A 12,124-nucleotide genomic window follows, 5' to 3' on the forward strand; every position below is an offset into this window, starting at 1 on the left:
TAGGATTACGCGTCGAAACAATGAAGGCGAGAGCATTTTTGATTCAACTGAATCAAAAATGCACGAGAATGACGTCATGCCTCTGGATTGACGGCGAAGGCTTGCCCACCCTCCGATGTAAAGTTCAATAGCCATATTGAATCCGAGCATAGATCCGCTCGGTAAATGAATAAATCTGGCTGCCCATGAAAGGCGCAGCCAACATTAAGATCAGGAACATGACGACGATCTTCGGCACGAACGTCAGGGTCATTTCCTGTATCTGCGTCAAGGCTTGAAACAAGGCAATGATCAAGCCGATGGCCATCGCCGCCGCCACCGCCGGCCCAGCCACGACCAGCATCGTCCAGATCGCAGAGCGAATGAGTTCCAGGGCATCTGCTTCATTCATCACGAACCAATCGATATGCCGTCAGCGAGCTTCACCTGACCGCCATTATCCAATGTAGCCGTCGCCGTTCCCGATGAGACCGTCACCGACTGGACTTTTCCACTGATCGAACCATCCGCCGAAGTGATCGTCTTTCCAATAACAGTCTCGGCTTGCCCGAGGCTTGACGCCGTCAGCAAGGAATCGAGCTTCGAATTGGTTTGAACCTGCTGTTCGACCGAGGAGAAGGAAGCAAGCTGACTCATATATTGAGTAGGATCGGTCGGACTCGTTGGATCCTGATTTTTAAGTTCGGCGACCAAGAGCTGCAAAAAAGAAGAATAGTCGACCGTGGCCGGGGGGGATGCATTGGTGCCAGAGCTCGATGCCGCCGAGGACGCAGTGGAAGAAGAAACAGGCGAGGAACTCGCGATAGAAGAAACCATGTTATTGTCCTTGATCCATTCTTCAATAAAGAGGTGTTACGATACTTATCGCTCCGTCATTCACGCCGCTTGAACCGGCGATACACCGCTTATGATCGATGCCTCGACGGGAAAAAGGGAACGCGTTGCCTTGAGCGCATCGAAAATTCTATTGGTTTCAACCAGATTTTTGATCGTGTATAGACCAGCGACAAGAACAGGCTCATCAAGAACATCAATTGTCTTGACCACGGCCGATTGAAACATTTCGATCGCCGCATCTGTATCTGTCGGATTCATAAGCATGATTTGAATGATGAAATAAAGCTGCCGTAAAGGCGTGGTCGCTTCATCGACATTCATGACATGCGTTTCCATGAGAAAAGTCGCATCGTTCAGAATTTCGATGGACACTTTCCGATCGGCCCGCAAGACCGCGCCATTGATGTATATTTTTTCGCCAGATCGAAGTGAAATATGCATAAGGCAAACCTCACTTCAAACCGTCTCTGATCAATGTGCAAATCTCAATGAGACCAACCAAATTGTCCGAGGTGCCTTTTTGAATGGCATCTGTTTCCTTGAGGATCCAGATGCCGACCGACAACAAATCCGCTCGCAAGACCTCTGGGAGATCATTGTCCGGGTTGGCGAGATCTTCCATCAAAAGAGTCCACAAGCGGCATAGATAACTCAAGGCCTCGATACAGGCGATGGAGCTAGCACCCTTGTTTCTCGCATTTTCCAGCAAGTCGAGGGCATGATCCATGGCAAGCCGTTCTCGATCACGGCAGGCCGTGCTATTATCCTGAAGATTTTCTGCGTAGGAAATTTGATACATCGCCACCCAACTTAATCTTGAATTACAAATAATTGACCAGGCTCAGCTTATGAAGTTGAGACGTCAATGAATAAGCCGTTTCAATCTGGGTCTGCAGCGCCGTCATCCGTGTCGAGGCTTCCGCCGGATCGACGCTTTCAAGTGTGTTTACTTGCGACGTCAAATAATTCATTCGAAGCGACATCGTATCATTCGCATTCACGATTTGGTTTTGCACCAATCCAACACCACCTTGAATATTCGTCAAATCGCTGATGGCACTTTTGACGGTCGTTACTGCCTGATTGACCACTGTTTTAAAAGCCGATGAATTGAGATTGGCTGTCCCCAACTGTCCGATCATCGTATAGGCCGAGAACAATTCCTTGAAGGCTTTTTCATTAGCACTGACGGATGTGTTGGCGGTCTGGTGATCGTTAATCTGTGTTGTCAGAACGGTGTCACTGGCCTGTGACCAATTGGTGCTCCAATTGCTCCCTTGGAAGAGATTGGCAAATGAGGAATCAAGGAAATTCTGCATATTACTGGCTGTAATCGAACTAACAGCGCTGTCTGATTGCGATATGCCGAAGGTTGTTTGAAAAGCCTGATCCAACGCGTTTCCGTTTGATGAACCGGGTGTCGAATAATCGGTGATCGGCTGTTGACCTGAATTGACGCCGCCAAAAAGATAATCGCCGTTCAAGGTCGTGTTCAAACTAGCAGTCAGCGATTGGAGATTGACTTGCGCAGATGCTTGCAAAACAGCGGGGTCACCCGTCGCCGAGGTCGCGCCCAAAAGGGATTCCAGAAAAGACTGCGCATTGGCCCCGATTGACGACAAAACACTTTGCGTCGTGTCAAGCCGCGTTGACGCAATTCCATTTGTTGTCGTGATGGTCTTCAGAACATTTTCTTGCTGGCGGAGCGAAATTCCCGCTGCGGTCCCAGACCCCAGGGCAAGACCGACATCAGCATAACGGCCGGTCGAAATTTCGATCTGCGTCTTCGAAAGCTTTGCCTGGCTCGCCTGAATCGTCTGTATCAGACTGCTGGAGAGCGAATAGGTTGAAATTGAATTCTGGCTCACACGATCACCCCACAGCAGTCAAAAGGGATTGAAACATCGTATTGATGGTCGACATTAACTTCGCCGAGGCCGAATAGGATTGCTCCAAATCCAGCATTTTCGACATTTCCGTGTCGAGGCTAACCCCGGTCGCATTGGACAATGCGCTCGTCACGGAACTGACCACGGTCTTTTGGTAATCACTTGCCGTGGAGGCGCTTTGACGCTGACCATTCAGCCAAGCGGCTGAGGCTGTCGAAAAATCGGTTAGACTACTGCTGGTCGACAGATTCGCAGCATTCGAAAAACTCTGCGTCTGATCGAAGGCCGCAAGCATTCCGTTCAGTCGCCCGACATAACTTGCCGCGCCAGTCGTATTATACGTGTAGGTCGTGCTGGCTGGATCGGAAATGCCGCCGTCTCGAAGCAAGGTCAGATTCCCACCCTGCTTAGGATCGACGTTGGAATTAACCCTGATGCCGGCGGCCAATCCTGTCATATTCAGGCTGGAAGGGAGAGCGGGCGCTCCCGAATAGGTAAACAAACCCGGCTGACTTGCAGCCGGTGGTGTCGCACCGGATTGATCGCTTTCGGCAAATGCGTTGATAAGAGTCCCCGCGATCCCATCCAGTTGAGCCTGATAGGTCGTTGTGACATTATCGCGCAAATCAGCAAGACCTGCCAATTTCCCCGATTGTATCGGCATGGGTGAGGATTTGCCGGTAATCGGCACGCCATCGACCATTACACTATTGCCGATAGTGCCGGCCACGTAAGTCGTCGTTGGTACGAAAGTTACCGTCCTGGCTTTGTCTTGAAATAAGGTGACACCGCTATCGGTAAAAATCGACATACTATTGTCGGAATTCGATGTCGTCGTAATACCGACTTGGTGCGACAATTGTTGCAGAATATTATCCCGCGAATCCAGCAGATCTGTCACATCGGCGCCACTCTTGCCCCCGCTGACGATTTGCGTATTGAGCGTTTGAAATTGCCCCAGCAGGGAATTGATCGTCGATACCGAGCTCGCCATATTACCGTCGGCTTGCTGACGAACCGATTGGACAGTTGAAGACGCATTGTTCAATCCGTCCGTCAAAGCTTGCGCTTTACCGACGACATCTTGCGCCTGAACCATGTCACTTGGCGAAGCGGCAAGTGTCTGCAAGGAATTTTGCAGATTGCTTAGAAGCGCCGCCGGTGAAATAGAGTCGGTTGTATCGCCAATCGTTTGATAGAGAGCATCAAGCCCCGATGATAGCGCATCCTGCTTTGCGCTCACAGCCGTCGAGCCCAGCAAATCACCGAAGAGAGCCTGATTCTGCGCCCGAGTCACGGACAGAACCTCGACCCCGCTATTGTTGGAACTGACGACATCGATCGATTTACGAGAATAAAGACCGGTGCTATTCGCCCCCGCTATATTACGCGAGGTGACCGATGTCTCGGCACTGAATGCAGACAGCGCCGATTGTGTAACACCCATTGCGGAAGTCAGGCTCATGACAATCGACTTTCTTTAAAAGGTCACAACGGCAAGCTCTATTTGACGAGATTGACGAGTTCCGTCAGCAAAGTGGATCCGGTTTCAAAAACCTTGGAATTGGCTTCATAACCGCGCTGAGCCACGATCATATCCGTCAGCTGCGCGGCAAGATCGACATTCGAGGATTCCAATTGCGAGGACTGGATCGAACCGAGCCCGTTAGTTCCCGCATCGCCGATAATGATCGATCCCGAATCTCCATTTGCTTCGTAAACATTGCCGGTGCCGACCATGAGGTTGTCGACGCTCGCGACAGTCGCGAGTGGGATCTTATAAGCGGCAACCGTCGTGCCGTTTTGATAGACCTTCGACAGGACGCCATCAGTCCCGATGCTGATACTCTTCAAACCGCTCGGGGCATTGCCATTGGCATTCTGCGCGGAAACCGAGAAACCCGCCGCCAATTGCGTGGTTTGCGAAAGATCCAGCGTAAAGGCCTGACCATTCGGAATCGTGAAAGAGGCCGAAGTGGGTGTGGTCAAACTTCCATCGCTCGGACTGAAAGTCAGGGTTTGCGTACTCAAAGCACTGGTTGCATAGGGAAAACCACCACCTGCGGCCGCATCGGCAGCATTATAGATCGACATTTCCCAGCTGTTTGTGCCGGTCTTGGCAAAATACATATCCAATGTCACCGCATTGCCGAGATTGTCATAGGTGACGAGAGAGGTTTTTGAATTATAGGTCGAGGTGGCGCTATTGGCACTCGGCAAAGCCGTTGTGATCGCATTCCCATTCGAGGGCAAATTGACGGCAAGAGTCCCCGATGTGGATGGAGCGGCTTGCAAGCCCGCCGATGTCAAATCCACAACTTCCAAACCCCCAAGGCCATCGGCGGAAGAAGCCGAGCCTGATGTGAGATTATATCCCATCAGCTTATAGCCCGCCGTATTGCTCAATGTGCCATCGGCGTTTTTGGTGAAGGAACCTGCCCGGGTCAGATATTTCGTGCCGCTGTCGTCGGTCACGACAAAGAAGCCGTTTCCTTGAATACCGAGATCTGTCGCGGAGGAGGTACTCGTCAACTGGCCTTGGCTCGAAATATTGTAACGGATAGTCGTTTTGACACCGCCGGCATCGTAACTTGTTTTGTTGAGACCATTGACAAGGGTTTCGAATTCGGTGTCAGCCTGCTTGTAACCCGTCGTGTTACTGTTAGCGATATTGTCAGACACCGCCGACAATTTGTTCGACTGCGCCGCCATTCCGGATACGCTTGCTGTCAAAGCACTATATAAGCTCATCCACACTCTCCGCGTTATTCCACTTGAATAGACGTCAAAGACCTTGTGTGGAGCTTTCGTATACTAGTCCCTATCTTATTCGTTCAAATCGGACCAAGCCTGGATGATGCTGAAAATCCTCTCTTTCCCGCGATGTGGAGAAGGTTCACGTGTTCGCCCCTTCAAAATCCTCTCGGAAGAGACATTTCAGCGAGGCAGATCACACCAAACGAACAGCACGGAAAATCACGTGTTGGCGGAATCAGTGCGCGATTCGAAGAGCCTCGATCCCATGATTTTTTTCCGCAAAGCAGATAGGAGCCAAGGCTTCAAACGGTTCCAGAATTATTGTTCTTGGATCCGGCAATGGAATAAACAAACCTTATTTATTCATGTATGTTTATTCAAAAATAGATCTGCATTAAATTAATTTATTGATTTATAGGGAATCTATATTAAATTACTTTTTAATAATGCGGCTTGCTGTTGCAAGCTTTGCGTGTATTTCGGCCCTGTCATGGCATCTTGGCTATCCTTTCAAGTTCTCTCTCATGCTGTTCCATGAAAAGACCTTCGTCCTCTGTCTTGTCTTTATTTTTGCTTTTGTTCGCACGGAGGCCGAGGCTCAAACAAACGAGGCGTTTCAACTCGAGGAAAATCAGGAGATTCTCGGCGGATCGGGTCCTGAGGTCAGCCAAATCAGTACCGCGACCGTCACGCTCTCCATGAGCACATCACCCAATGACGGCGGACTGGATACGCGCAATAGTTTGTTAGGCGACGCCTTCGGTCTGCGATCCTGGCTCGGCAAATACGGCGTCACTTTATCGATCAACGAAATCGACGAGCTCTGGGGCAATGCGACCGGAGGCATCCGTCGAAAAGCGGCTTATAACGGCGTCACGTCGATGACCCTCACCGCCGATCTCAGCAAGAGCATTGGCTTGGAGGACGGTCTATTTAACGTCAGCGGCCTGCAAATTCACGGTCAGCCTTTCACCATCTCGACCCATCTCGGTGTCTTGAATCCTACCAGTGGTTTCGAGGCGTCGCTTTCGACGCGTTTGTTCGAATTATGGTATCAGCAGGCTTTCCTCGATCACCGGCTGGATGTCAAAATCGGCCAGATCGATCTCGATAGTGAATTCATCATCAGCCAATATGCCTCGCTGTTTTTGAATGCGTCCTTTGGCTGGCCGCTCGCTCCCTCGATTATCCTTTATTCCGGTGGGCCTTCCTGGCCACTGGCCGCGCCTGGTATCCGATTGCGCTATCGACCGGACGAACAATTGACGCTGATGTTTGCCGCGACCAACGACAATCCCTCCGGTCATGCCTTCCGCAATGCGTTTGATCCTTCGAACCAGACCGTTCATCCTGCTGGCAATAATTTCAATCTGAACACAGGCGCCTTTCTGATCGGCGAAGTCCAATTCGCGGTCAATTCGCAAGATATCGATGACCCCTCAAAGGCAGGCGGCCTTTCCAGTTTCGTTGGCGGTCTGCCCGGCATCTATCGACTGGGCGGCTTCTATGATACCGCCTCGTTTCTCGATCAGCGCTATGACACCCAGGGCGTTCCACTGGCCTCGCCTGACAGCAATGGCGAACCGATGCCGCACAAGGGCAATTGGATGCTTTACGGCATCATGGATCAGATGCTTTGGCGTCCGTCACACTATTCTCCCACCGCGCTCGGCCTCTTTATACGCGCAACGGGCAATGGCGGCGACCGCAATGTCGTCACCGTCGGGGTCGATGCCGGCCTGACCCTGAAAGCCCCCTTCGAGGGACGCGACAATGATACATTTGGTGTCGGTTGGGGCATGGGCCAAATCAGCACTCGCGCGCGCGGCTTCGATTGGGACATGCTCGACGCATCCGGGGGATCTTATCCCATCCGCGGCGCCGAACATCGTCTCGAAATCACCTATCAGGCGCAGGTCGCACCCTGGCTGATCGTGCAACCCGATATCCAATATGTCTGGAATCCGGGCGGTGGTGTCCCCAATCCTCTGACCGGCGCCAAGATCGGCGACGAACTCATTTTCGGCATTCACACCAGCGTGGCTTTTTAACCGCCTTCTCAAAAAAGTATCATTCGTGAGAATGAAACAAGCTCAATAGAGCGGTGGCCAAGACACTGGCGTGCGCACGGGACCGATATACAAAGAGCCCTCAGAAATGCGCACCGGCAGACGCAAGCCGGTCGCTTGGTCATCTTGCGCTTCAGGCTTGGCGTTTCCTCCGAAAAGGCCGCTCAACAGAGAGCCCGCCTGAACAAGGCCCGGATTGACGCCATAGGATCGCAGAAGCTCCTCGAGCCCATTCAACCGCGCCTGCAGCCGACCCGTCGGACGGTGCGACGGATCAAGCCCGAGCGTGCCGTCCAGTCCGGCTCGAATGGCCCCCTTGGTGAGCCAAGCCCTGGCGAGGGTAATGCTACCGCCGGCCTGCCGCCAGGCCTCGATCTGATCGACGAGCAAACCATCGGCGTTAAAGCGCAGCCTCGTCACGGTTCCATCGGCGCCGAGATCCGCCTTTTCGCTATTGCCGAGAAAGCTATCGAGCGCCGGAATGGCCGCCGCGTGCAAGGCAACATGGAAATCATAGGCCTGATCGGGACGGTCTGGCAGGGCCTGAACCTTGGTTTCGATCCGCTCGACCCGCGCTTCCAGGGGGCCAAAACCCAAAGCCTGTCCGTGCAGGTCAAGATCAACAATATCGACTTGGCTCCGATTGAAGACGTCCTGCTCGCTGTCGAGTTCGACAGTCAGATCCTTCCATTGCAAGGTGACCTCGAAGGCCTTGTCCCGGGTCGCCCCGGAAAAAGGCGGCTGCATATGGGCGATAATCCGATTTGGCGAAACGAGCGCGGCCTCGGCCCGGAAACCACCGAGATCGCCTTCAAAAAGACGACCATTGATCTCGCCTCGAAAATGCGGTTTGGCGCAACTGACAATGATCTCAAAGGGAAAACCAGTCAGCCGGCGATCGGGACAGGTCCAGTGGCGGCCGACCGCCTCTTCCTGTTCCTGCCAGAGATCGAGAAAACTCTCGGTTTCGCGAGCCATATGGGACCAAAAGCCCCAGGCGCCGAGCCCCGCCAAGCCGACGAGAGCAAACGGCAGGACCAAAAGCCAACGCGACAAAACCCTCCATTTTTCGAGGGCTTTCTTCTCCTCCCGATCCGCCTGTGATCGGTCTTTCGACGAAACGTCCAAAATCTATCCGCCCCATTTCTCGCAAAAGCATTGAGAACGCATCGGATTGATCCCAAACTCATCTCCGCTTTGGCTCTGATGCGTTGGCGAATCTCCCGCCTCCTTGTGGAGAAACCAGTCGATTCTTCTAAAAAATGCGGAGCATCCTGACCCGATGATGTAGCATCGGCGCCCGGCAAAACGAAGTCTCGAGCGATGGCGGATTCTGATTTTTGGGTTTTTGGCTATGGCTCGCTGATGTGGCGGCCAGGCTTTGCCTTTGATGAGCAGGCGGTCGCTCATGTGCATGGCTATCACCGCGCCCTTTGCGTCTATTCGCACGTCCACCGTGGGACGCAGGAACGCCCAGGGCTGGTGCTCGGCCTCGATCATGGTGGCTCCTGCAAGGGCATAGCCTTTCGCATCGCAGCAGATCAGGCGGATGCGACCCTCGCCTATTTGCGAGAACGCGAGCAGGTGACCAGCGTCTATCGGGAAATTCGTCTGCGCGCCCTGCTGGCGGATGGTCGCCGCGTCTCAACCCTCGCCTATGCCGCCGACCCCAGCCATACCCAATATGCGGGACGCCTCGAGCGCGAGGAGGCCTTGCGCCTCATCCTTCAGGGCCGGGGGGTTTCCGGCGATAATCCGGATTATGTGCAAAATACCCTCAGTCACCTGCGGGCGCTCGACATTCGAGATGATTATCTCGAATGGCTCGTCAAGCATTTTTCATGAAATAATCAAATGGCTCGCATGAGCCCACCAAGATCGGCAATAGTCGCACGGCGCTCCTGGACGCCGCCCGCAAGGAGATGGATATGCCATTCATCGGCCCCTTGCGCGAGGGACATCTCGATATCGCGCGAATGCCCGAGAAAAATCTCGTCTCGCCAGCCGAATTCGAAAATGCGCACGAGCCGATAATGGCCTGTTTCGCCACGGCGGGCGGCCAAGGCTATTCCAACGGAAAAATCCGGCAGACCACCGAGAGGGTCATCCTGGACAATAGGGAAAATCGAACAGACATAACGCTGTCCGGATAAGCCTTTCCAACCATGAAAATGGGATGCCAAGGTCCCGCCGGCGAGCGCGCCCAGCGGCGCATTGGTCAAAGAACCGAGGCGAGCCCGAGGTGAAGGGAAAGTTTCCGATCTGTTCTCGGATTTCGTCCAGGACGAAGCCGATGTTCTCTTTCTGGGCCCGTTCTCAAAACCAAGGGCGCCAACCTCGATCAAGCCGGCGTCAGCAGCACCGCGCCCTCTAAGGATGGAAAGAGATAAAGGGTGAACCACCCGCATCGCGGCCGCCTCCCGTTCAAGGAACGAGAACATAACTAGAACAAATGATTCGTTCTGTCAACCAGCGAGCTTGGACACAGGTTCTTGCGGCACATCCGGCGCATTCGAGACGAGCCCCTGCCGCACGGTGGGGTCGTTCCGCATGGCTTCTTCCATCAGCCGATTGGTCGCGGTCTCGATCCGGGTTTCAAGAAGCTGCATGAAGGCCCTTTTTTCGAGACCCGGCTCTATTGGCTCGAGATATTCGATGACGACCGTACCCGGACGACGCAGAAAGCGGCGGCGAGGCCAGAAAAGCCCTGTATTCACCGCGACGGGAACGCAGGGAACATTACTCGCGGCATAGAGAAAAGCGACGCCGGCCTTATAGTTCGGCGCTGCGCCGGGCGGCCGCCGCGTGCCCTCGGGAAAGATGAAGATCTGGCGGCCCTCCGCGAGAACCTTTGAGGCCTGACGGGTAAGATCGGTGAGCGCGGCGCTTCCCTTCGCTCGATTGATGCCAATCTGGCCAGCCTTGCGCAAATACCAGCCGAAAAATGGCAGGAACATCAATTCGCGCTTGAGAATATAACTAAAATCCTTCGAGTGGAGCGGCAGCATCATGGTCTCGAGCAGCGATTGATGCTTGCTGGCGATAATGCAGGCGCCTTGCGGAATATGGTCGAGACCGCGGAATTCCACTTTTGTTCGGCAGATCTTTTCGAGCAGCCATCGGGAAACGCGTCCCCAACGCCGGCCAAGATTCTGGGCCGCTAAACGATCCTGAAGAAGGCAGGGCAGGCCGGTCAGGGAAAGCGCGACGAGAGCCAGATAAAAGATGATATTGAAGATGACTGACCGAACAAGAATCATGAAATCGCTACCCTCGCCCAATGCATGGGTTTTTTCCCTTTACAACTTTGATGCTTGAGCATCAACGCGGCAGCTAGTATCCACCCTCATTGAAGCGCGACTCCTCACGCTTCAATGAGGACAAGTGGCTACAGTTTAAAAATGACGTATCGAGAATTTATGATTCTCGATACTAGGGGCGAGAAAATTCCCCAAATCCCGGCGAGGGCCATTTCTCAGGTTGGTGGATCAGCGCATTTCATAATCTTCGAAGAGCAGCCGCATGGGAATATGCAGGTGAAGCGTTGCCGCATAAAGCTGGGTGGCGCTCAAATGCGCGCGTCCGTCTTCGGCTCGTATCATTTCTGAACGCGTCAAATGCAGGGCCGCCGCCAATTCAGCGAGGCTCATTCCCCGTTTTTCGCGCCATTTGCGGACCCGCAATCCAACCGCGCGATCAGCCGGATCGATCTCCGGAAAATTGATGATCATCGGCCTGTCCTCTACCAAATATCATTCCTCAAGTGAACGCGGTTCGCGCGAAAGTCCGGGTTTGAAACGCCATTGACCGGCTCTTCGTTCGCCACGAAACCATAGGGAATCAGAATGCTTTTGATCGCCTCCGGAGCATCAGATCCAAAAAACGAGCTACTTTTATTAATATTAAGTATTTTCAAGTCTTTATAGCATGAGATGGGAACCGCTCGAGCGTCCGCTCCTCTAATGGCCATTGCTCGGCTTCGGTATTTTTCGGTAGGCGATGAACAGAAGAATCGCGGCGGCTAATAAAAGCGATGCAAATCTTTCCCAATCAGCGATGTAATCCCAATAATTCCAATAGCCATGGATGATCGAAAAAATGCCGCCGAAGATCAGCCCGGTCCCAACAGGTGAGACCGCCATCAATCCACCCGTCAGGACAGCAAGATAGCCGAGCAATGCCGAAGCATAGAACAAGTGTAACGCGAAGCGTGATTTCGCCTCGCTTAAAGCCTTTTGCTCCGCCTGCATTTTTTCCGCATCAGCTTGACGCTCAGCGGTGGTGGCATCCGGCTTCAAGGGGATGTTCGTCACATAATCTTGGTATTTCGGCGGCGGGCTAAACGTCCTCACACCATAAAAAATCAACAAGGGAAGAACAATGGCGATACCAAAACCAATTGCGATCTGTCGCCCAATCATGCACCGCTCCAATTGATAGAGGTAACTGTATTTTTCTAACACATGACGCTGGATATCGATCGAGTCTATCCGCAAGCCTTTCCCGTAATGATGGGAAAGTGAAAATCATCTGCCACAAAATATCAAAACAATAATAATAGATGATAACCGG

The 12,124-nt window shown here is 53.0% G+C and carries 14 protein-coding genes; 2 read left to right on the forward strand and 12 right to left on the reverse strand.

Annotation, left to right across the window (positions count from 1 at the left end):
- Window positions 1-124: 124 nt before the first annotated feature.
- From fliQ to BIND_RS18085, 7 genes are all read right to left on the reverse strand, one after another.
- Window positions 125-391 (reverse strand): flagellar biosynthesis protein FliQ, encoded by a 267-nt coding sequence (gene fliQ, locus BIND_RS18055; RefSeq protein WP_012386456.1) that lies wholly within the window; start codon window positions 389-391, stop codon window positions 125-127.
- On the reverse strand, window positions 391-804 hold the full coding sequence (flgD, locus tag BIND_RS18060; protein WP_193345344.1) for a flagellar hook assembly protein FlgD: 414 nt from the start codon (window positions 802-804) through the stop codon (window positions 391-393). The genes fliQ and flgD overlap by 1 nt, the downstream gene beginning before the upstream one ends.
- A gap of 72 nt (window positions 805-876) precedes the next feature.
- A complete protein-coding gene (gene flbT / locus BIND_RS18065) occupies window positions 877-1,278 on the reverse strand; it encodes a flagellar biosynthesis repressor FlbT (protein ID WP_012386458.1) in 402 nt (133 codons plus the stop codon).
- Window positions 1,279-1,288: 10 nt separating this feature from the next.
- Complete coding sequence (flaF, locus tag BIND_RS18070; protein ID WP_041778218.1) at window positions 1,289-1,636, reverse strand: flagellar biosynthesis regulator FlaF; 348 nt, start codon at window positions 1,634-1,636, stop codon at window positions 1,289-1,291.
- A 22-nt stretch (window positions 1,637-1,658) separates the two neighbouring features.
- On the reverse strand, window positions 1,659-2,705 hold the full coding sequence (locus BIND_RS18075) for a flagellar hook-associated family protein (protein ID WP_012386460.1): 1,047 nt from the start codon (window positions 2,703-2,705) through the stop codon (window positions 1,659-1,661).
- 4 nt (window positions 2,706-2,709) lie between these two features.
- On the reverse strand, window positions 2,710-4,191 hold the full coding sequence (gene flgK / locus BIND_RS18080; protein ID WP_012386461.1) for a flagellar hook-associated protein FlgK: 1,482 nt from the start codon (window positions 4,189-4,191) through the stop codon (window positions 2,710-2,712).
- Window positions 4,192-4,229: 38 nt separating this feature from the next.
- Complete coding sequence (locus BIND_RS18085; RefSeq protein WP_012386462.1) at window positions 4,230-5,477, reverse strand: flagellar hook protein FlgE; 1,248 nt, start codon at window positions 5,475-5,477, stop codon at window positions 4,230-4,232.
- Window positions 5,478-6,007: 530 nt separating this feature from the next.
- Between BIND_RS18085 and BIND_RS18090 the strand changes: the two genes are divergently transcribed.
- Entirely contained in the window at window positions 6,008-7,534 is a 1,527-nt protein-coding gene (locus tag BIND_RS18090; RefSeq protein ID WP_244395918.1) for a carbohydrate porin, read from the forward strand.
- A gap of 42 nt (window positions 7,535-7,576) precedes the next feature.
- Here BIND_RS18090 and BIND_RS18095 read toward each other — a convergent pair whose 3' ends face one another.
- Entirely contained in the window at window positions 7,577-8,608 is a 1,032-nt protein-coding gene (locus BIND_RS18095; protein ID WP_012386464.1) for a DUF2125 domain-containing protein, read from the reverse strand.
- Window positions 8,609-8,875: 267 nt separating this feature from the next.
- Between BIND_RS18095 and BIND_RS18100 the strand changes: the two genes are divergently transcribed.
- A complete protein-coding gene (locus BIND_RS18100; protein ID WP_012386465.1) occupies window positions 8,876-9,397 on the forward strand; it encodes a gamma-glutamylcyclotransferase in 522 nt (173 codons plus the stop codon).
- A 5-nt stretch (window positions 9,398-9,402) separates the two neighbouring features.
- Here BIND_RS18100 and BIND_RS18105 read toward each other — a convergent pair whose 3' ends face one another.
- The 4 genes from BIND_RS18105 to BIND_RS18125 form a co-directional block, all read right to left on the reverse strand.
- On the reverse strand, window positions 9,403-9,774 hold the full coding sequence (locus tag BIND_RS18105; RefSeq protein ID WP_041778220.1) for a hypothetical protein: 372 nt from the start codon (window positions 9,772-9,774) through the stop codon (window positions 9,403-9,405).
- Window positions 9,775-10,017: 243 nt separating this feature from the next.
- On the reverse strand, window positions 10,018-10,812 hold the full coding sequence (locus BIND_RS18110; protein ID WP_012386467.1) for a lysophospholipid acyltransferase family protein: 795 nt from the start codon (window positions 10,810-10,812) through the stop codon (window positions 10,018-10,020).
- 228 nt (window positions 10,813-11,040) lie between these two features.
- Window positions 11,041-11,283 (reverse strand): helix-turn-helix domain-containing protein, encoded by a 243-nt coding sequence (locus tag BIND_RS18115; protein ID WP_012386468.1) that lies wholly within the window; start codon window positions 11,281-11,283, stop codon window positions 11,041-11,043.
- 228 nt (window positions 11,284-11,511) lie between these two features.
- Window positions 11,512-12,048 carry a hypothetical protein gene (locus tag BIND_RS18125; protein ID WP_148210688.1) on the reverse strand — a complete coding sequence of 179 codons (537 nt, stop codon included), beginning with the start codon at window positions 12,046-12,048 and terminating at the stop codon, window positions 11,512-11,514.
- Between the last annotated feature and the right edge of the window lie 76 nt (window positions 12,049-12,124).

The organism is Beijerinckia indica subsp. indica ATCC 9039 (assembly GCF_000019845.1).
In the GTDB taxonomy this organism is placed as follows: domain Bacteria; phylum Pseudomonadota; class Alphaproteobacteria; order Rhizobiales; family Beijerinckiaceae; genus Beijerinckia; species Beijerinckia indica.